18 protein-coding genes are annotated in these 19,910 nt (G+C 71.9%); 2 read left to right on the top strand and 16 right to left on the bottom strand.

What is annotated here, in order from left to right; genetic code table 11:
- Positions 1-25 precede the first annotated feature (25 nt).
- The 12 genes from PPSIR1_RS01545 to PPSIR1_RS01490 all read right to left on the bottom strand — a co-directional run bounded on the left by PPSIR1_RS01545 (position 26) and on the right by PPSIR1_RS01490 (position 12,763).
- Positions 26-1,411, bottom strand: coding sequence for an aspartate kinase (locus PPSIR1_RS01545; protein ID WP_006969206.1), 1,386 nt, complete (start codon positions 1,409-1,411; stop codon positions 26-28).
- A 91-nt stretch (positions 1,412-1,502) separates the two neighbouring features.
- Positions 1,503-2,270, bottom strand: a complete 768-nt coding sequence (locus PPSIR1_RS01540) for an RluA family pseudouridine synthase (RefSeq protein WP_006969205.1) — start codon at positions 2,268-2,270, stop codon at positions 1,503-1,505.
- Positions 2,267-3,016, bottom strand: coding sequence for a phosphoadenylyl-sulfate reductase (locus tag PPSIR1_RS01535; protein WP_006969204.1), 750 nt, complete (start codon positions 3,014-3,016; stop codon positions 2,267-2,269). Before PPSIR1_RS01535 ends, PPSIR1_RS01540 begins: the two co-directional genes overlap by 4 nt.
- Positions 3,017-3,103: 87 nt before the next feature.
- On the bottom strand, positions 3,104-3,778 hold the full coding sequence (locus PPSIR1_RS01530; protein WP_006969203.1) for a hypothetical protein: 675 nt from the start codon (positions 3,776-3,778) through the stop codon (positions 3,104-3,106).
- 95 nt (positions 3,779-3,873) lie between these two features.
- Entirely contained in the window at positions 3,874-5,349 is a 1,476-nt protein-coding gene (locus PPSIR1_RS01525; RefSeq protein ID WP_053335294.1) for a carboxypeptidase regulatory-like domain-containing protein, read from the bottom strand.
- Positions 5,350-5,469: 120 nt separating this feature from the next.
- A complete protein-coding gene (locus PPSIR1_RS01520; protein ID WP_006969201.1) occupies positions 5,470-6,018 on the bottom strand; it encodes a hypothetical protein in 549 nt (182 codons plus the stop codon).
- A gap of 73 nt (positions 6,019-6,091) precedes the next feature.
- On the bottom strand, positions 6,092-7,693 hold the full coding sequence (locus PPSIR1_RS01515; protein WP_006969200.1) for an RCC1 domain-containing protein: 1,602 nt from the start codon (positions 7,691-7,693) through the stop codon (positions 6,092-6,094).
- Between the two features lie 54 nt (positions 7,694-7,747).
- On the bottom strand, positions 7,748-8,056 hold the full coding sequence (locus PPSIR1_RS01510) for a ferredoxin family protein (protein WP_006969199.1): 309 nt from the start codon (positions 8,054-8,056) through the stop codon (positions 7,748-7,750).
- A gap of 3 nt (positions 8,057-8,059) precedes the next feature.
- Positions 8,060-10,780 (bottom strand): PEP/pyruvate-binding domain-containing protein, encoded by a 2,721-nt coding sequence (locus PPSIR1_RS01505; protein WP_006969198.1) that lies wholly within the window; start codon positions 10,778-10,780, stop codon positions 8,060-8,062.
- A 23-nt stretch (positions 10,781-10,803) separates the two neighbouring features.
- Positions 10,804-11,511 carry a GAP family protein gene (locus PPSIR1_RS01500; protein WP_006969197.1) on the bottom strand — a complete coding sequence of 236 codons (708 nt, stop codon included), beginning with the start codon at positions 11,509-11,511 and terminating at the stop codon, positions 10,804-10,806.
- 11 nt (positions 11,512-11,522) lie between these two features.
- Entirely contained in the window at positions 11,523-12,095 is a 573-nt protein-coding gene (locus PPSIR1_RS01495; protein ID WP_006969196.1) for a tRNA-(ms[2]io[6]A)-hydroxylase, read from the bottom strand.
- Positions 12,096-12,115: 20 nt separating this feature from the next.
- Positions 12,116-12,763, bottom strand: a complete 648-nt coding sequence (locus PPSIR1_RS01490) for a CAP domain-containing protein (protein ID WP_006969195.1) — start codon at positions 12,761-12,763, stop codon at positions 12,116-12,118.
- A gap of 168 nt (positions 12,764-12,931) precedes the next feature.
- Between PPSIR1_RS01490 and PPSIR1_RS01485 the strand changes: the two genes are divergently transcribed.
- Positions 12,932-13,426 (top strand): hypothetical protein, encoded by a 495-nt coding sequence (locus tag PPSIR1_RS01485; RefSeq protein ID WP_157595106.1) that lies wholly within the window; start codon positions 12,932-12,934, stop codon positions 13,424-13,426.
- On the top strand, positions 13,423-15,462 hold the full coding sequence (locus PPSIR1_RS01480) for an FAD-binding protein (protein ID WP_006969192.1): 2,040 nt from the start codon (positions 13,423-13,425) through the stop codon (positions 15,460-15,462). Before PPSIR1_RS01485 ends, PPSIR1_RS01480 begins: the two co-directional genes overlap by 4 nt.
- A gap of 34 nt (positions 15,463-15,496) precedes the next feature.
- Here PPSIR1_RS01480 and PPSIR1_RS01475 read toward each other — a convergent pair whose 3' ends face one another.
- From PPSIR1_RS01475 to PPSIR1_RS01460, 4 genes are all read right to left on the bottom strand, one after another.
- The gene (locus tag PPSIR1_RS01475; protein WP_006969191.1) at positions 15,497-16,126 is read right to left on the bottom strand and encodes a glutathione S-transferase family protein; all 630 of its coding nucleotides are present in this window, start codon (positions 16,124-16,126) and stop codon (positions 15,497-15,499) included.
- Positions 16,127-16,255: 129 nt separating this feature from the next.
- Positions 16,256-18,067 carry an IgGFc-binding protein gene (locus PPSIR1_RS01470; RefSeq protein WP_157595105.1) on the bottom strand — a complete coding sequence of 604 codons (1,812 nt, stop codon included), beginning with the start codon at positions 18,065-18,067 and terminating at the stop codon, positions 16,256-16,258.
- Between the two features lie 88 nt (positions 18,068-18,155).
- Positions 18,156-19,355 carry a hypothetical protein gene (locus PPSIR1_RS01465; RefSeq protein ID WP_006969189.1) on the bottom strand — a complete coding sequence of 400 codons (1,200 nt, stop codon included), beginning with the start codon at positions 19,353-19,355 and terminating at the stop codon, positions 18,156-18,158.
- A 19-nt stretch (positions 19,356-19,374) separates the two neighbouring features.
- On the bottom strand, positions 19,375-19,854 hold the full coding sequence (locus PPSIR1_RS01460) for an amphi-Trp domain-containing protein (protein WP_006969188.1): 480 nt from the start codon (positions 19,852-19,854) through the stop codon (positions 19,375-19,377).
- Positions 19,855-19,910 lie beyond the last annotated feature (56 nt).

The raw sequence follows: 19,910 nt of genomic DNA, 5'->3' as shown, positions 1-19,910 counted from the left end.
GTTGGGGGCGCAGCCCCCAGGTCAATCAGCGCGCTTCGAACAGCATCCCGTGGAGGACGGAGACCGCTCGATCGATGTCGGCGTCGGCGATCAACATGGTCAAGTTGATGCTGTCGACTCCGTAGCTGATCATTTCGACGTTGACTCCAGCATCGGCCACGCCGCCGAGGATGCGCGCGCCGATGCCCGGGCGCTGCGGGAGGTGCTGGCCGACGACGGCGAGGATGGTGCGATCGTGGTGGAGCTCGCACTCGCCGAGGCGCTCGAGCTCGGGCATGGCCGCGGTGATCCCCGCGCGGTCTGCGGTCGTCAGGGACACGCTCACCTCCGACGTCGACACCATGTCGACGTCGACTCCCCGCTCGCCGAGGATGGCGAACACCTTGGCCAAAAAGCCCGCCTGGCCAAACATTCGCGTGGTCCGCAGGACGACCACGGACTGGCCCTCCTTGTAGGCGATGCTGGTCGCGACGCTGGGGTTCTCGACGGCCTTTTGCTCGATGACCGTGCCGTGGTGCCCGGGGCGGTTGGTGTTGAGCACCCGGACCGGGATGTCGCTGGCCATGGCCGGCAGCAGGGTCGAGGGGTGGAGCACGCGGCTGCCGAAGTAGGCGAGCTCGGCGGCCTCGTCGAAGCGCATCGCGGGGATGTTGCGGGCGCCGTCGACGAGGCTCGGATCGGCGGTCATGACCCCGTCGGTGTCGGTCCAGATCTGGACCTCCTCGGCCCCGAGGGCGCCGCCGAGCAGGGCCGCGGTCAGGTCGCTGCCGTTGCGGCCCACGGTGGTGATGTCGCCCGCGCGGTTCTTGCCGACGAAGCCGGTGACCACGGGCAGCGCGTCGTCGAGCTTGGCGAAGGCCTCGCGGCAGTCAGCCTCCCAGCCGGCGAGCGGGCGGGCGCGGTTGAAGTTGTCGTCGGTGATGAAGCCCAGATCCCACACGTCGTGGGCCCGGGCCGGGAGCCCGTTGCGGGTGAAGTAGTCGGCCAGGGCGCGGACGGACATGCGCTCGCCGAAGCTCGACACGTAGTCGAGGCTGCGCGGGCTCAGCTCGCGGACCAGGGACACGCCGCGGAGCAGGTCGCACAGCTCGGCGAAGAAGGCGTCGAGGAGGTCGGCCGGGCAGCCGAGCTCGGCGAGGATGGTGCGCTGGCGGCCGATGGGATCGACGAACACCCCGCGCTTGCTCAGCGCCGCGGCCCCCGGGCCGGGCTCGAGGCCCGCCGGATCGATGCGGGTCAGCTCGCCCTTGGCCGCGGCCTTGGCCGCGTCGACGAGGGCGTCGGTGATGCCCTTGTGCGCGGAGCTGACCACGACCGGCGCGCGCTCGCGCTTGGCCTCGACGATGGCGCGGACTTTCTCAATCTGGGTGTGGTTGGCGACGGAGCTGCCGCCGAATTTCATGACGATCATCGTGGGTCTCGCAGAGCGGCTGGTGGGCAGGGAGCGGACCATACCCGATGTGCACCGCTTGCTGTTCTGCGGAGCTCACCGAGCGTCCGCTCTACCAGGTGCGCAGGGTCTCGAAGCCCATCGCGCGCAGCGGCTCGCGCAGGTCCGCCGGCACCGGGGCGCGGAGCTCGAGGGCGCCGCCGTCGGGGTGCTCGAGGGTCAGCGCGGCGGCGTGCAAGGCCATGCGGTGGAAGTCGAAGTGCGCCCGGAAGTAGCGGTTCTGATTGCCCTTGCCGTAGCGCACGTCGCCGATGATGGGGTGCGCGAGGTGCTTGAGGTGGCGGCGGATCTGGTGGGTCCGACCCGTGCGCGGCAGGGCCTTCACGAGGGAGTAGCTGCGCTCGCCGATTTGCCGGGCCTCGATGCGCTCGAAGCGAGTCTGAGCGGGGATCCGGGGGAGGGCGTCGGCGGCCTTGCGCCGCTTGCCGGTCTTGCTGTCGTGGGGCCGCAGCCCGTGGTCGACGTCGACGGCCTCCGGGGCCAGGCCGCGAACCAGGGCCAGGTAGGTCTTGGTCAGCGGCGGCGCGTGGGCCTCGAACTGCTGTCCGACGAAGGCCGCGGCCTCCTTGTCGAGGGCCAGGCACAGCACCCCCGAGGTCCCGCGATCGAGGCGGTGCAGGGGGAACACGTCCGCGCCGTCGAGCTGGGCGCGGAGCAGGTCGACGAGCACGGCCTCGTCGGCGGCCCAGCCCCGGTGCACGAGCATCCCGCTGGGCTTGGCGACGGCGAGCAGGCGGTCGTCTCGGTGGAGGATCGTCAGCGCGGTCCCGACTTCAGGCTCGGCGTCGGGCTTCTCCGCATCGGGCTCGGCGTCGCTCATCCCTCGCTGGGGCCGTCGAGGTTGCCCACGTGCAGCCCGCACTCTTTCTTGGTCGCCTCTTCCCACCACCACCGACCGGCGCGCTCGTGCTCGCCCGGCAAGGTCGCGCGGGTGCAGGGCTCGCAGCCGATGCTGACCATGCCGCGGGCGTGGAGGGGGTTGTAGGGGATCTCGAAGGCGCGGATGGTGTCCCAGACCTCGGTCGAGGTCATCGCCGCGAGGGGGTTGAACTTGTACAGCGGCCCGCCGCCTCGCCCGGTGAAGGCCCCGTCGAGCTCGAACACCGGGACGCCCTTGCGGGTCCCCGGGCTCTGGTCGCGGCGCTGGCCGGTGATCCACGCGCGCAGCCCCGAGAGCTGGCGGCGCAGGGGCGCGACCTTGCGGACGCCGCAGCACTCGCCGTGGCCGTCCTCGATGAACGAGAACAGGCCCTTTTTGCGGACCAGGGTCTGGACCGCCTCGGCCTCGGGGAAGCAGTACTCGATGCGCAGCCCGTAGCGCTCCTCGACGGTGGCGAAGAAGCGGTAGGTCTCGGGGTGCAGGCGGCCGGTGTCGAGGCTGAACACCCGGGGCTTGACGGGGTCGAGGAGCTCGCAGACGAAGTCGACGAGCATCACGTCCTCGGCGCCCGAGAAGCTGATCGCGATGTCCTCGGGCTCGAACAGCTCGAAGGCGCGGCGCAGGATCCGACGGGGGGAGAGCTCGGCGAGCTCGGCGGTGAGGGAGTCGACCTCGAGGGCGGCCATCGCCGGATGATAGGGCCCTGAGCGCCATAAAAAAGCGCGCGGCTACCGGGAAAGGCTGGGCGAGGCTGCTCGGCTAGGGAGGCCGATCTACGGCCAGGCGCACACGTTGTCCACGCAGGGCACGCTCGCGGGAGGCGGGGGGCAGTCGCACACCGGGCCCGAGCAGCTCGCGCCCTCCCACAGCGCGGCGAGGGCGTCGAAGTCTCCCTGGTCCACGCCGAGGTTGACGAGGGTGTAGCACTCGCCCAGGCCCACCCCGCAGTGCCCGTAGAGCCACTGGCAGTCGGCGTCGTCGGTGCAGCTGTTCGACGCCTCGATCAGCGCGTCGTACTGGGTCTGGATGTCGCCGCAGTTGTCCTCGGTGGGGAGCTGGCAGATGCCGTCGGCGCACACGAAGGGGTCCTCGCACAGGCCTTGGTCGCAGGGGCAGCCGAAGGTCCCGGGCGGACAGTTGGTGTCGGACGCCTCGGCGGTGTCTTCGGTCGAGGTGTCGCCCGTGGAGCTGTCGTCGGTCGAGCTGTCGTCGGTGGACTCGGAGCTGTCCTCCTCTTGCGTCGTCGACTCGGAGCCGTCCTCGGAGGACTCGCTCATCGTCTCGCTCGAGAAGGTGCTCGACTCCTCGTCCTCCTCCGTGGTGCCGTCGCTCGAGCTGTCCGAGCCCGACCCCTGCTCGTCGCCGGTGGGGGAGGCTTCGTCGTCGGCGCAGGCGAGGGCCAAGAGCCCCGCGGCACAGACCGTGGTGAAGGAGAGCCAAGCGCGCATGCGTCGAGCATCGCCAAGGCCCGCCGTGGGGTCAATCGGCGGTGAGGCGGTCGCTGACGCCCAGGCGCTCGGGCTGCCGTGAGCGGCGACTCGAGCTATTCGACGTAGATGAACACGCCGCGCAGGTCCTCGGTCCGGCTCAGGGCCGTGGCCTCGGGGTTGCCGTCTTTCCACGAGGTCGCCTGGAAGCGGTAGAACATGCCCGGCTCGAGGGCGGGGCCGCCGTAGTCGACGGTCACGGTGCCATTCCCGTTCACGCCGGGGACCTGGTCGTCGCGCCAGACCTCGTTGCCCAGGGCGTCGTGGACGATGACCTCGTAGCGGTCTTCCGAGCTGTCGTCGGCGAACTCGAACACCGGGGTGCCGCTGACCTCCTCGGGGCCGTCGGCGCCCGGGCTGATGACGGCCAGGGCCTCGGTGACCTTGAAGCTGTCCTGGATCTCGATGTCCTCCCCCGCGACGACCTCGATCTCGAGGATCTCGGTGCCCGCGATGCTGGTGTCGGGGTCGCGGACCAGGTCGTCGTTCTCGAGGGAGGCGATGACCTTGTAGGTCCCCTCGGGGACCGCGGGGATGGTCCAGCTGGAGCTGATGTTGGCGGCCACGCCGGGCTCCGGCGCGCGCAGCCCAAAGGGCACGGGGCCAAACTCGAACACCTCGTCGAATAGCGCGCTGGGGATGAGCACCACCGAGGTCTCGCTTCCGCCCGCGGCGTTGACGATGTTGACGCTGCCGCTGACCGCGGACAGGCCACCGTCGGCGAGGCCGAGGACGACCCCGTCGACGTCGGCGCTGACCTCGAGCATCTCGGGCAGGACCTGGAGGCCGCCGCGGTAGCCCCGGATGGTGTTGGCCCCGGAGGCGACGTTGAACAGGGTGAAGGCGCCGCTGCGGTCGGCGATGGTGTAGCTGCCCGCGCCGCCGTCGGCGACCACCAAGGTGCCGCCGACCTCGTCCGCCTCCGTGGCCACGCGCCCGGTGATCGTGAACCCGCCGCCGCCCTCGAGGGGGAGCAGGCCGATGGTCGTGGACGCGTTCTCGATCGCCGAGAGGTTCTCGTCGCCCTCGACCTCGGGGTCGTCCTCGACGCTGGTGATGTCCGCGGTGCTGACGGGGAAGGCGGGCTGGAGGCCGCTGGGGTAGAGCTGGTAGTCGGCGGCGGAGGCCGAGAGGGTGAAGGTCACGGCGGTGGCCGGGTTGCCGTCGGGGTCGCGGGGCACGGAGATCGGCAGGCTGTAGCGACCGTCGGCGTCAGACAGCGCCACGTCGCTCACGGGCGAGCCGGTCTCGTCGAGGGCGAGGACCCGGGCGCCTTCGATGGCGCTCTGATCGAGGGCGTCGATGACCTGCCCGCGCAGCTCGACGGAGCCCGCGCACACGTGGCCTTCGCCGCTGGACAGGGGCTCACAGCTCAGCCCGTCTCCGCACGCGTCGGGCCCCGGATCGCAGGCGTCCCCCAAGGCGCCGCTGGGCTCTTCCTCCTCGGCGCAGCCCGGGCCAAATCCGAGGGTGAGGGTGAGAGCGAGGGCGACGCTGGAGCGAGAACGTAGGCTAGGGGAGTGGGGGGACATGCACCGAAGATAGTCTGATTGTCGTTCGGTGCCATGCTTCGCTGAGCGTCGGCGAAGAGCCATGATCCAGACCACGGTTCGTACAGAACAAAGCGTGGCCTGGACTACGTGAGTGGTGGCTCAGGGACAGGCGCCGTTGAGCTCTCGTGGCGGCTCGCACATCTCGAAGCCCTCGGGTCCGCAGGTGTCGAGGACCTCGTAGATCTGGTTGCCGTTGCAAAACCAGGTGAGGGCGTCGCCGCAGCCTTGGGCGTCGATGCAGCCGATGAAGTCGACCTCCTGGAGGCAGGGCGCGTTCGCGCCGTTGGTCTTGAGCTTCGAGCCGAGCACGGACTGGCAGTTGGCGTCGGCGTTGCAAGCCTCCTCGCTGTCGAGGTCGGCACAGCCTCCGCCGGCGGTCTCGCCCTCCTCGGCGTCGGCTTCGGCTTCGGCTTCGGCGTCAGCCTGCGTGTCCGCCTCGGCGTCGGTGGTGTCGCCCGTACCGTCGTCGGTGCCCGCGTCCGTGCCGCCCTCGGTGGTTCCGGCTTCGGCTTCGTCGCCGCCAGTATCACCCGTGTCGGGCGTGCCAAAGTCATCGTTGCTGCCGTCTTCACCCCCGTCGTCGCCGCAGGCGAAGGTCAGGGCCAAAGCCGCGGCCAGGGGGAGGCTCCGAGTCCAAATCATGCGCATGATGCGAGCTTAGGTCATCGAGTGACGACCACACAATTCGTCGCGCCGCATCGCGCTCTCGAGAGCCCCTCGATCACAGCAGGGGCACGTCGCCCTTGACCGCTGGGTTCTCGCCGTCGCCCACGTCGGTGATCTCGCCGTAGCCCAGGCGCCCGCTCGCGCCCTTGCCCCAGCAGCGCACCGTGCCCATGGTCGTGACGGCGCAGGTGTGCTCGTAGCCCCCGGAGATCTGGAACACGTCCGCGCCCACGACGATGTCGCCGACGTCCGCGGGGGTCTCGTTGTCGCCCACCACCTGGGTGTTGGCGTAGCCGAGGCGACCGTTGGAGCCGATGCCCCAGCAGCGCGCGCCGCCGCCTTGGAGCACGGCGCAGGTGTGCTGGCCGCCCAGGTCGAGGTGGACGGCGTCGCCGCCGAGGTTGACGGGCCCGGCGGAGGCGGGGGCCTCGTTGTCGCCGATGTCGTTGGCGTTGGCGTAGCCGAGCTTGCCGAAGCCGGCGTTGCCCCAGCAGCGGACGTCGCCACCTTGGAGCAGGGCGCAGCTGTGGAAGGCGCCCACGCTGACGACCTGTGCGCTGCCGCCCACGTCGACGTCGCCGGCGGAGGCGGGGGTCTCGTCGTCGCCGATGTTGTCTTGGTTGGCGTAGCCCAGGCGCCCGTCCTCGCCCCGGCCCCAGCAGCGCACGCCGCCACCCTCGAGCATGGCGCAGCCGTGGTCGAAGCCGGCCGAGAAGGTGAGCGCGTTGCCGCCAACGTCGACGTCGCCCGCGGACGCCGGGCTCTCGTCGTCGCCGATGGTGTCGGTGTTGGCGTAGCCCAGCCGGCCCAGGGTGCCCAGGCCCCAGCAGCGCACGGCCCCGCCCTCGAGCACGGCGCAGGTGTACTCGTTGCCCGCCCCCACGCTGATCGCCGGGCCGCCGAGGTCGACGGTGCCCGCCGAGGCCGGGGTCTCGTTGTCGCCGATGGTGTCGGTGTTGCCGTAGCCGAGCTGGCCCGAGCCGTTCGCGCCCCAGCAGACCACGTCGCCGCCCTCGAGCACGGCGCAGGTGTGGGTGTAGCCCGCGTCGATGTCGATGGCGTCGCCGCCGATGTCGACCTCGCCCGCGGCGCTGGCGGGCTCGTTGTCGCCGATGCTGTCGGTGCTGGCGTAGCCCGTGGCGCCGTTGCTGCCCTGGCCCCAGCAGCGCACGGCCCCGTCGCCCATGCGCGCGCAGGTGTGGAAGCGGCCCGAGCTCACCTCGACGACCTCGTCGGGCGTGCCGCCGCCGGTGGTCGTGGTGGTGTCGTCGCCGTCGCCGGTGGTGGTGTCGCCGTCGCCCGTAGTCGTGGTGTCGCCGTCGCCCGTAGTCGTGGTCGTATCGCCGTCGCCGGTGGTCGTATCGCCGTCGCCGGTCGTGGTGTCGCCGGTGGTGGTCGTGTCGCCGTCGCCGGTGGTGGTGTCACCGTCGCCGGTGGTCGTCTCGCCGCCCGTACCCTCGGGGATGCACAGGTCCATCCAGCACTCGAGCCCCGGATCGCAGCCGCCCCCGGGCGTGCACGGGCACCCGGCCGAGCCGACCACGCACTCCCCCTCGGCCTCATCTGTACCGTCCGCACCGTCGCCGCCGCTGTCTCCACAGGACGCAGCGAGGCCGAGGCCAAAGGCGAGGGACAACAGCCACAGCGAGCGCTTCATGGCCTTCACGCTACCACCGTCGCGGGAGCGAGAGCGCCCTCCGAGCGGGCCGAGCTAACCAAAGCCGAGCTGCTTGCGGCGTTCCTCGGCCGTGGGTAGCGGCGTCTCGGTCTCGGCGACCACCGGGAGCTCGGAAGCCCGCGCGGCGTTGATCTCGATCCACTCGATCTGCTCTGGGGGGACCTCCGTCTCGTCGTAGATCGCCTCGACGGGGCACTCGGGCACGCACGCGCCGCAGTCGATGCACTCGTCGGGATCGATGTAGAGCATCTCCTTGTCGCCGTGGAAGCACTCCACGGGACAGACGGCGACACAGTCGGTGAAGCGGCAACGTTGGCAGTTGGAGGTGACGACGAAGGTCATGCGTCATCCTACCGAAGTTGGCGGGCCGGGATCGTCGAGAATGGTGACGAGGCCCTGGTCTCCGTCGAGGCGCAGGCGTTGACCGCTGCGTATCTTGGTCGTGCAGTCGTCGACACCGACGACGGCCGGCAAGCCGTACTCCCGGGCGACGACGGAGCCGTGGGTCATGAGGCCGCCGACCTCCATGACGAGCCCCGCGGCGTGGACAAAGAGCGGGGTCCAGCCCGGATCGGTGAACGGTGCGACGAGAATCTCCCCGGGCTCGAGGCGCTCGCGGGTGGGGTCGAGGACGACGCGGGCGGTGCCCTCGATGACGCCGAGGGAGGCGGACACGCCCTCGAGGGTGTTGGGCGGCAGGTCGCCGCGGGGTTGCAGGCGGGGGACCTCGCCGGTGCTGAGGATGACCCGCGGCGGGCGAAGATGCGCGTGGGCGGCGTAGGCGGTGCGGCGCTCGGCGACGCGCTGGCGAAGGGGAGGGGTCTGGACGCCCGCCCCGAGGCCGGCCTCGATCTCGCCGTACTCGAGCCACCACAGGTCCTCGGGCGCGTCGAGCTGCCCGCGGGCGACGAGCTCCGCGGCGATCTCGACCAGGCCCTCGCGCGCGGCCCCGAGCCCGCGCATGAGCAGGAACTTGGGGTGCTCGCGGACGGCCAGGCCCATGCGCGCGCGGGGGAGCAGGTGGCGAATGAGCCGCCGCCGGAGCCCGCGGCTGTCGGCGAGCAGCCCGGCGGCGGCCTCCTCGGCCGAGCGCGCGGCGAGCTCGTGCTGCCGACGGTGTTGGCCGGGCGACTCGGTGGACGTGTCGAGGAGCATGCCCGAGAGCGAGGCGAGCAGGCTGTCGGGGGTCTCGGACCAGCGCTGGCGGGTGATGTCGATCTCGCCGATCGCCCGGTGGCCGTAGCGCTCGATGAACCGCGCCCACGCCTCGGCGAGGCCCGGGCCGCCAGAGAGCTCGGCGAGGGCCCCGGGGTCGAGGAGCAGCTCGGGCTGGTCATGGATCCGGGCGCGCAGCTCGGGGTGCTCGCGGGCGAGGTCGGCGAGGTCGGCGAGCTCGAGGTCCATCTGCGTGGTCACGTTGCCCTCGAGGCCGCGGCTGAGGGCCTCGGCTCGGGGGTCGCCGCCCGTCAGGCGCTGGATCAGCTTCCACGAGAGCACGCCGGTGATGAGCACGGGGAAGTAGTTGCGCAGGGCGTGGGCGAGGCCGCGCTGGAGGAAGGCGCGGATGGCCGCGAGCCGGGCTTGGGCGTCGCCGGGGGCGGACAGCTCGCGCTGCCACTGCTGGGCGAGGGCCTCGACGGAGTCCTCGAACCAGGCCCGCAGGCGCACGGGGTCGCGCCACAGCAGGTTGGGGACGAGCTGGCGCAGCACGGGCAACACGATGCGCCGCAGCAGGGGACGAATCGGGCGCTTGGTCCGGCCGGCGGGGCGCTCGAAGCCCCCGCGCCCGGCCACCTCCTGGGCGATGGCGGCCATCTTGGGGTCGGCGAGGGTCAGGCCCCGGAGCAAGCGCGCGCCCATGGCCGGGCGCAGCAGCGCGGGGGTCAGGTCGATGAACAGGCGACCGCCCGCGCGGCGAAAGACGGTGGAGGGGTCCTCGTCCCGGGCCTTGCCGAGGGGAAAGAGGTAGCGCAACGTGTCCATGCCCAGCGGCCGGATGGTGTCGGTCATGACCTGGAGGTGGTTGAAGCTGATGTAGAGGCGCTCGCCCACGTCGGGGGGCGGAGCGTCAGCGCCGAACACCTCGGGGATGGGGTAGAGCGTGGTGATGGGCCGGGCCTGGACGAGGTAGAGGGCGCCGGCCTCGAAGCACCACTCGATGTCCTGGGGCTCGCCGTAGTGGGCCTCGACGGCGTCGAGGAGCGCGAGCAGGAGGGCGAGCTGGGCGTCGTCGAGGGCTCGCTGTTGCCGGCGCGCCTCGGGCAGGTCGTGGGTCGCCGTGCCCGTCGCGGTCATCGTGATCGCCATGGCCTTGGCGCCCACGCGGTGCTCGAGCAGCGCGCCTGCGTCGCGGTCGAGGCGGTAGTTGTCGGGCTCGACGAGGCCGGACACGAGGGCCTCGCCCAGGCCCCAGGTCGCGTCGATCGAGGCGACGCGGCGGTGGCCGCCGAGGGGGTCGGCGCTGAACGCCACGCCGGACACCTCGGCCGCGACCATGCGCTGGATGACCACGCAAAGCTCGACCTGGGCCGAGCGAAAGCCGTGCTGGCGTCGGTAGGTGATGGCCCGGTCCGTGAACGCGCTGGCCCAGCACGCGCGCACCCGGTCGAGCAGCTCCTCGACGCCGCGGACGCCCAGGTAGGTGTCGTGTTGGCCGGCGAAGGAGGCCTCGGCGAGGTCCTCGAGGGTCGCCGAGGAGCGCACGGCCCAGGCGGGCCCAGGGCCGAGGGTGTCGGCGGAGGTGGCCGCGGCCAGGCCCTCGCGGATCGCCGCCTCGACGGGCTCGGGGATGGGCGCGGCCTCGAGGTGGGCGCGGAGCTGGGCGCCCAGGGTGCGGACCTGGTCGAGCTCGTCGGCCGCTCGCGGGTCGATGGCGTCGAGGGCCTCGGTCAGCGCCTGGGCGTTGGCGGCGGTGAAGAACTGCGCGAACGCAGCCGTGGTCACGCAAAAGCCCGGCGGGACGGCCATGCCCGCCCGGTGCAGCTCACCGAGCTTCGCCCCCTTGCCCCCGACGCGCGGCAAGTCGGCGGGCCCGATGCTGGTGAAGGGCAGGACCAGCTCGACCACCTCGACAGGTTAGCACCTCGCGCTCACGCGTAGAGCTGCCAGAAGCTCCACCCGCCGCGGGCCAGCAGGGCCACGGCGATGCAGGGCAGGATGACCTGGGCGACGCGGGTGGCGTGGGCCTCGATCCACCGGCGCATGGCGGCCAGCCAGTCCGCGCACCGGCGTGGAAACAGCACGCGGATCAGCAGGGGGATCAGCAGGCCGCCGCTGAAGATCGCGGCGCTCGAGACCACGGCCAGCGCCCGCCCGGTCGGGGTGAGCTCGGCGCTGGCGAGCAGGGCCACGGCCGGGAGGTAGATGGCCAGGTTCTTGACGTTGAGCAGGGGCAGGGCCGCCCCGAAGCCGAGGGCCCGGGCGAGGGGGAGCTCGTCGAGGGTGGCGAACACCTGGCCGAGGAAGGAGTCGTCGTCCTCGCCGCCCAGGCTGGCCGGGGGCCTTCGCCACACGCGGACGCTGGCGGCGCTGAGCAGCAGGCCCAGGGCCAGGGTCACGCCCGCGGTGGTCGGCGAGGGGCCGGTGCTCAGGTCGAGCTCGAGCACGCTCGCGCCCACGAACACGCCGGTCAGGCCGATGACCACGTAGCCGCCGAAGTAGGCCAGGCCGAAGGCAAAGGCCGCGCCGGGTCCTCGCTTGCGGTTGAGCAAGATGAGCACGATGAGCGCCGTCGCGAGGGAAGACATCCCGCCGACGGCGATGGCCCAGGCTTGGAGGACGGCGGCGGGGATCGGCATGGCTCAAACTCTCAGTGCAGCGCCGGGCGCAGGGGCAGGGTGCGGACGAGGTCGGCCTCGAGGGCGAGGAGCTCGGCGACCCGGGCGTCCACGCGCTCGACGGGGAAGAGGGCGCGAGCGAGGCGGAGGAACAGGCCGACGTGCCGGGCCTCGGCCTGCCACAGCCGGGTGTAGAAGTCCTTGAGCTCGCCCGCGGGCAGCCCCTCGGCGACGAGGCCAAAGCGCTCGCAGCCCCGGGCCTCGACCACGCCGCCGAGCACCAGGCGATCGAGGAGCCGGGCGTCGCGGCCGGTCCGGATCCAGCGCATCAGCGGCTCGACGTAGGGGTCCTTCTCGTCGGGGCGCAGGCGCAGGCCGCGGGCGGCGACGAGGCGGTAGACCTCGTGGAAGTGCTCGAGCTCCTCGCGGGCGAAGGCGATCATCGGCTCGAGCAGGTCGGGGCGGTCGGGGTAGCGGACCACGAAGGCCATGCCCGTGGCCGAGGCCTTGCGCTCGCACGCCGCGTGGTCGACGAGGAAGTCGTCGAAGCTAGCGAGCACGACCTCGAGCCACTCGGGCGGCGTGGGGTGGGCGAGGGGGAGCACGGTCGGGCACTCTACCAGCGTCAGCGGGCGGGGTCGGCCTGTTCGCCGAACCACACCACCGCGTAGCCGCCCTGGACGCCGGCGCCCATGGCCCCCCAGGGGAAGCTCTCCCAGGTGCCCTCGTTGAGCATCACGGCGTTGTGGCCCGCGCTGCCCTTCCACAGATCGACGGCGCCGCTCGGGGTGATCGAGCCGCCCCCGCCGGCCGCGTTCTCGTAGCCCGAGCCGGGGTAGGTCGTCAGCTCCTTGGGCTTGTCCCACATGCACTGGGCCTGGGCGTGGTCGGAGGTGTAGCAGCACGCGCTCCACTCGCCCTGGTCGGACCAGCTGTGCAGGTTGCAGCCCTCGACGGTGTGGGGGCCGTTGGCGTCGAGGTCCTCGACGTGGAGCTGGGCGACGGTGCACAGCGAGGGCGACAGGGGCACGGCGGGCTTGCCGTTGGCCTCGCGGTAGGCGTTGACGAGGGCGACGATCTCGGCCCCTTCGACCGTGCAATTCTCGGCGCCGCCGCCCTCGTCTGCGGCCGAGTCGGTCCCCACGTCGTCCTCGGCCCCGGCCTCGGCCTCGTCCTCGCCGCCTTCGCTCGGGCAGGCGGTCAGCGACAGAGCGAGAGCGAGGGCGAGGGCGGCCCCCGGGAGAGGACGGGCGCGGCGGGAGGTGGGCGGCATGCCCGGAGAGTACCGCGGGCCCACCCCGCGCCGGCCTTCGCCGGGCTGGTGACCCTCGCTTCGAAGCGCACGGGGAGCGCCCGTTTGGAAGCGGGCTGTTCAGCAGTTCACAGAAAAACGCAACGCCCTGGCTTTGGGTGTCTCTAGCAAGGCTGGGGAGCCCCAGTCATGCCACGAATCCACCCTTGGTCCAGTTTAGCCGTCGCGGACGACGCCAGCTCGCTGGGCGTCGGTCGTATCCTCGTAGGCCTCGGCCTCGTCAGCCTGCTCGTCGTCCCGGCGCTGGTGTGGTTCGACGGCCACCACTACGGCGCCCCCAGCTGGCACGTGCACGCGCGCTTTCACCTGCTGTGGAAGGCCATGCTCGTCACCTTGGGCTGCGCCGCGGGCCTGGCCGTGCTGGTCCGGGACTGGCGCCCCTCGCTGTCCCGGACCCTCGTCGCGTGGGCGCCAGCGGCCGTGTGGGCCTGCCACGTCGCGGCGCACCTGATCATGCTGTGGGCGGGCGGCCCCAATCCGCTGCCCCACCACGAAGCGCTGGTCGTGGGCATCGCGGGGGCGGACTTTGGCGTGTTCGGGACCTTCATGCTGGGCGTGATCGGGGCGCTCTTGGACGGCCGAGACGCGCGCGTGGAGCTGCGCCGGGGAGGGCTGCGTCGATGACCGTCGAGGCGCGCTTTGGGGAGCGCCTGCTGGCCTGGAAGCACGCGGGCACGAGCCAGGACGAGACCCTGGGCGCGCACCGTCTGGGCGCTCGAATGATCCAGATCGGGATCGTGGCGGCGCTGCCGAGCGTCGCGGCCGTGTCGCTCGCGGGGCTGTGGATCGTGGCCGCGCTGAGCCTCGACCGCCGCGTCGGGCTGCGGACCGCCGGGCTGCTGGGTCTGTCCGCAGCCCTCGGCCTCGCCGAGCTCCCGCTGGGGATCGGCGCGATCGGGGCGAGCTTGGTCGGTCTGGGGGCCTTCGTCGCCGGCTTCGCGCGCACGGTCTACGTTGATCTACCGGGACGCCTCGGCCCCCGGGAGCGTCGCCCGCTCGCCGAAGCCCTGGCCGCGCTGGTCTGCGCCGGCGCCCTCGAGGCCGTGCTGATCGCGGCCCGCCGGGGCGAGCGTCCCGAGCTCCTCGCTCGGCTCCACGCTCTGCGAGGGCTCCGCTTCGTGTCCGGCCGCCGGCGCGCGTGGACCAACTGGGCGAGCACCGAGCGCTGGCTCCCCGCCGAGGTCCACTACCCGACCAGCAGCGCCGAGCTGGCCTCGCTGATTGCCGAGGCGCGCGGGGCCGGCCGCAAGGTCCGGGCCGTCGGCACGGCCTACGCCTGGAGCGCCATCGCGACCTGCGACGAGCTGCTCGTGTGCCTGTGTCTCATGCGCGAGGTCAGCCTCGACACCTCCGACCCCGAGCGGCCCCTGGCCCACGTCGAGGCCGGAGCCGACGGCCGCGCCCTCAACCGCGTGCTCGAGCGCGCGGGCTACTGCATGCCCACGGGCGTGGTCATGGAGACGGTGAGCTGGGGCGGGCAGATCGCCGTCGGGGCCCACGGCTCGGGGCGCCTCCAGGGCACGCTGAGCGACCTGGTCGAGGCCATCGAGCTCGTCGACGGGACCGGGCAAGTCCGCCGCTTCGTCCGGGGCCGCGAGCCCGACGATCTGTTCGAGGCCGTCGCCGTCAGCCTCGGGACCTGCGGCGTCATCACCCACCTCACCCTCCGGGTCCAGCCGGCCTTCAACGTGCGCCTGGAAGAAGAGTGGGTCCCCCTCGAGGGCGCGATGGCGGACATCCGCGAGCGGGTCCTGGGCAACGACTACCTCGACGTCTACCTGATGGGGCACAGCGACCAGGTGTGGTTTCGGGCCTTCAACCGCAGCGCGGAGGCGCCGACTCGGCGGCTCCCGCAGATGCCCTGGGAGCAGCACTCCGATCGCAACACCTGGGGCCTGTGGATCAGCACCCTCCAGCACCTGCTCGGGACCGGCTTGCTGCACCGCCCCCAGGACTGGAGCCCGCGCCTGGCTCCGCTCTTTGGCTGGGTGTTCTCGGTGTTCTTCCTGCCTCGAACGCTGGTCTGCCCGATCGAGCGCGCGACCCACTTCCACGCCGGCATCGAGACCTACACCATGGGCTGCGGCGAGGTCGGGTTCGCCGTCGACGACGACTTCGAGAGCGTGCAGCGGGCCTGGGCCATCGTCCAGGACGCGAACGCGCGGTGGGCCGCGCGCGGCCGCTACCCCATGAACATGACCCTCAACCTCCGCTTCGTCGGCCCGAGCGAGGGCCTGCTCTCGACCGCCGGCGGCAACCAGCTGACCTGCTACATCGAGATCCTCGGGGGCCACCGCACCGAGGACTGGCAGCCCTACCTGGCCGAGGTCATGGGCGCGTGGCTGGCCGAGCTGCCCCGGGCCCGGCCGCACTGGGGCAAGCAGCTGCGCGGCGTGCCCGGCCTCGACGAGGCCCTCGCGCGCAACTTTGGACCGGAGCTGGTCCGCTTGTTCGAGCTGCGCGCCGAGCATGCGCTCGACCCCGACGACCTGTTCATCAGCCCGGCCCTCGAGCGCTTGCTGGTCGAGCCGGCCGCCCGCTACGAGCGTGGGCTCCGGGACGAGCTCCGAGCGCTCATGGTCGAGGGGCCTCGAGCTCGGCGACGCCTGCTGGATGGCGACGACACCCGGACCACGACGCGACTGCGCCGCGCGCTCTGAGCCGCGCAGTCGTCGAGGCCCGGCTGAGCCTGGTTCAGCCCTGAGGGGCGCCGGCGCGGAAGCTGTCGAGCGCCATGAGCTGGCCGAGGTGCCGACCCAGCTGCGGGCGCTCGCTCATGAGCTGCTTGCCCTCGGGGAACATGCCGACCACGGCGACGAGGGGGCCCACGAAGTAGTCGGCGAGGGTCGGGCCGTCGCCGACGAACCACTGCTTCTCGCCGAGCTCGCGCTCGAGCACGTCGAGGGCCTTGGCGACCTCCGGGACCGCGGCGTCGATGGTCGCGCGGTCAGGCTGGCCGCCCTCGCCCCGGGGGAAGATGTACTGCAGGGCGTAGCGGACCACGGCCTCGGGGTAGAGGTAGGAGTTGGCCACGCTGATCACCAGCTGGGCGCGGGCGTGCTCCTTGGCGCCGCCGGGCAGCAGCGCCGGGCCCTCGAAGGCCTCGTTGACGTAGGTGCAGATCGCGGTGGTCTCGTAGAGCTTGAAGTCGCCGTGGCTGAAGATCGGGACCTTGCCCCAGGGGTGCTGCTCGAGGTGCTCGGGGCTCCTGTTCGCGGGCGGCACGATCGGCTTGAACTCGTAGTCGACGCCCTTGTGGGCGAGGGCGGCGCGGGCGGTCCAGACGTAGCTGCTCTGTTGAAATCCGGTGAGGGTGACGGACATGGGCGGACGCTAGCACGGGTTGCGCGTGGTGCGCTCACGCTTTGAGCCGAAACCACGACGACGCCGCCACGGGAAGACCGTGGCGGCGTGAACGGGACGGCAAGCAGGGCGGACGCCCCGCTCAGCGCATCACTGCGGGTTGATGACCAGGTCGAGGCCGCCCGGGTACCAGTAGGACCCGGCGCTCTGGACCCCGTAGACCGAGATGCCGACCTTGAGGTTCGACTCGACGGTGTGGTTGCCGTTGCCGGCGTTGCTCAGGGCGACGTGGCCGACGTTGAAGCCCGAGGTGCCCACGGCGCTCCAGTCGGTCACGGCGACGCCGTCGACGGTCACGTTGGCGCCGTCGGGGGCGATGATGTCGACGAAGTTGGCCGTCCAGGTCGGGGCGGCGTGGAACAGGTAGCTGGTCCGGAACTGGGCGGGGGTCACGGCCTGGACCATGGCCGGGTCCGAGGTCCCGTAGCCGCCACTTTGGCCGACCATGTACTGGACGACGAGGACGGGCTTGGAGGCGTTGACCTGGAAGGCGGCGGTGGTCAGGCTGAGCTGGATGAACTCGCCGGTGTCCAGGGTCGCGTCGGCGCTCTGATCGGGGTCGAAGGTGACCTGGGTGTCGTCCTCGGTCGCGATCACGCGGACCATCTGGGCCTTGTCGAGGTCGTTGTTGGGCACCTGCACCGGGGGCACGACGATGTACTCGTCGGACAGGGTCTGGATCGGGAACAGGCTCTCCTCGAGGTGGTCGCAGGCGCTGATGTTGGCCGGGACGTTGGTGCACTTGTGGCCGCCGATGACCTGCACGGGCTTGTCGGCGCTGACGTAGGAGCCGGTCAGGTCGCCCGAGGTGGTCACGACCTGGAGGACGTCGGAGTTGTCGAGGGTGACCTGGCCGTTGCCGCTGCCGTCGATGTTGGCGCCCGCGCTGACGCCGACGGCGTTGGGCGGGCCGGACACGGTCACGGTCGTGTCGTCCTCGTGGGCGACGACGGTGTAGAAGCCGGGGATGCTGTTCCAGTGCGCCCACGAGGCCACCATGTAGTCGTTGCCCCAGGCGTTGGTCGGGAGCATCAAGGAGGCGTCGTTGGTGGTCGTCGAGTCCAGCGGGTTGTACTGGTAGACGACGATGGGCTTGTCGCTGCGCAGGCGGTAGGCGCCGTCGACGGTCAGCTTGGTCGGGGCGTTGCCCTTGGTCAGCTCGTTGACCCACGGGAGGGTGATGACGGCGACGTCCGCCGGGCTGACGACGGTGTCGTAGACGATGGCGTCGCCCTGGGTGACGGTGACCATCGCGTCCTCGTCGCCGGTGTTGGCGACGGCGACGGCGAAGTCGTCCTTGGGCGAGGTGTTGTAGCTGTCGTACTGGAGCGTGACCGTGGGGTAGTAGTCGCAGCCGATGTAGCTCAGGCCGATGGCCGACTCGGAGCAGTCGCCGACGCACTCGCCCAGGTCCGTGTCGCACACGACGCCCTGGATGTCGTCGCACAGCTCCGCGTCCTCCCAGGCCGTGCCGTCCTCGTTGCACTCCTGCGCGACGTCGTCGACGCACTGGGTCTCGCCGGGGCAGCACTCGGGGCCGCAAGGATCGCCGGTCTCGGTGGTGTCCGTGCTCTCCTCTTCCTCGGTGGTGGTCTCGGTGGTGTCGTCGGTGGTCGTGTCGTCGGCGGTGGTGGACTCGTCGGCGGTGGTGTCGGCGGTGGTGGTCTCGTCGGCGGTGGTGTCCGCGTCCGTGGAGCTCTCCGCCGTGCCGCTGCCCGACTCCGTCTCGGTCTCGCCGGCCTCGCCGGCGGTGGTGCTGTCGCCGGCGGTCGTCTCGGTCGCGCCGATCTCGTCGCCGTTTTCGTCGGTGCCCGCGTCGTCCGTGCACGCCGTAGCGAGGGTCACCGCGGACACGAGGAGAGAAGCAGCCAGGAGGTTCGAGTCCATGGGCAAGGTACGCATGACGCCCATCATAAGGGGCGAAGGCGCGCGGACGGGGCGCGCGATCACGCGAGCGATCGGCGAGAACGCCGCAAGACCGAGGGTGGGGTCAGCCCTTGGCGCGGAGGGACTCGGCCAGCGCGAGGGCGTCGGCACCCCGGCGGGCGATCCAGGCCTTCGAGCGGGCGTTGGCGAGGGAAGGGCCCGAACCGTTGAGCCGCCACCAGGACAGCCCGGCGGGATCGAGGCGCAGGCTCTCCCGGGGGTGGAGCTCGGCGAGCGTCTCGGCGAGGTCGGGGTGCGCCAGGACGGACGCAACGTCGACCCAGGGCTCGGCGCGCAGCCGGTGTTTGCGGCCCTCGACGGGGCGGGGCTCCGGGACGCTGGGGCCGAGCAGGGCCGCCACCGCCTCGTGGGCTCCACCCGGGGGGAGGAGCCACAGCGTGCCCATGACGGGCAGATCGACGGTGCACTCGACGAGCAGCAAGGTCCCCTGGGGGACGACCTGCGTCGACGCGAAGGCGCGGAGGCCCGGGCGCTCGCACTGGTAGACGTGGCCCGAGCCCGCGCTGGCCTGGAAAGGACCGGCGATGTCTGGGGGATTGTCCTTGGCCTGGAGCTCTTCGGGGCGAACGCCCACCATCGCAGCGAGGGCCCGCTCGCCCCCCGCGATCACGGCCGCGCGCGCCTCCCCGCGGGCCTGGGACAGGCCCTCGGCCGCAGCGCTGGGAGGCAGCAAGGGGGTGCGACAAAAGGGACAGGGGAGGGCGCCCGGCTCGGCCCACAGCGGGATGCGAGCGGGCGCGCCGCAGGAGCTGCAGGTCGTGGGCGTGTCGTAGTCGAGGGCGTCGGCCTTGGCCCGGGCGCGGGCGTTGGCGCGGCGTGTGGCGAAGATCATGGGGATCGCCGCGAGCAGCACGAGGGCGACCATGGCGAGGAGCAGGCCGCCGAAGATCACGGCGGTCGCGGCGAGCTTGCCGCTCGTGCTCTCGTTCCAGGTCGCCCACGGCAGCTGCCCCGCGCCCCATCGCCCGAGGAAGACGAGGGCGACCAGGCCGAGGCCGCCGGTGATCAGCACCTGCACGCAGCCCCCCGCGCTCAGCTCCTTGCTCAGCTCGCCGAGCAGGGCGCTGGCGCGCAGCCGCTCGACCTCGCGGACGAGGCGGCCGCGGTAGCGCAGCAGCTCGAGCCGGAGGTCGGCGGGGAGCGGGTCCGCGGCGCCGCAGCGCTCGCAATCGAGGGTCGGCCGGTCGCGGGCCGCGACCTCGGTCATGGGCGCGCCGCAGTGCTGGCAAGCGAGGCGGATCATGGGCGCCAGGGCGACGCGCTCAGTTCAGGATCTCGAGCGGGCGGTTCTCGTCGCTCCACTCGATCTCGAACACGACCTTGCCCTTGTCGCTCTTGCGCGAGGCCTTGACCTCGATCTCGAGCTGCTCGGGCGGGTTGAGCACGAGCACGTCGCCGTCTTGGCGGAACTCGAGGCGACCCGACTTGAGCCCGCCGACGATGGCGTCGAAGTAGGACACGGCCTCGCCCCGGGGCATGGAGGCCTCGAAGTTGATCTTGACCTTCTTGGGCTTGTCCGCCTTCTTGGACTTCTCGTCGTCGTCGTCCGAGTCTGCTTCTTCCGCGTCCGAGTCGTCGTCGCCCTCGCCGTCCTCGTCGCTGACGTCGGGCCGGACCTCGATGACGGCGGTGTCATCGTCGGCGACCGGCTCGGGCGAGGGCTCGGCGTCGCTGGCCCCGTCGGCGGGCGGAGCGTCGGTGGTCGCGGGGGTCTCGGTGCTCGTCTCGGTCTCGTCGGTCATGGCTGGCGGTGATTGTAGCGTTCGAAGCGGCGCTCGGGAGCCTGGCCGCGCAGATG

It is taken from the genome of Plesiocystis pacifica SIR-1 (assembly GCF_000170895.1).
In the GTDB taxonomy this organism is placed as follows: domain Bacteria; phylum Myxococcota_A; class Polyangia; order Nannocystales; family Nannocystaceae; genus Plesiocystis; species Plesiocystis pacifica.
This window is presented reverse-complemented; position numbering and strand designations above follow the sequence as displayed.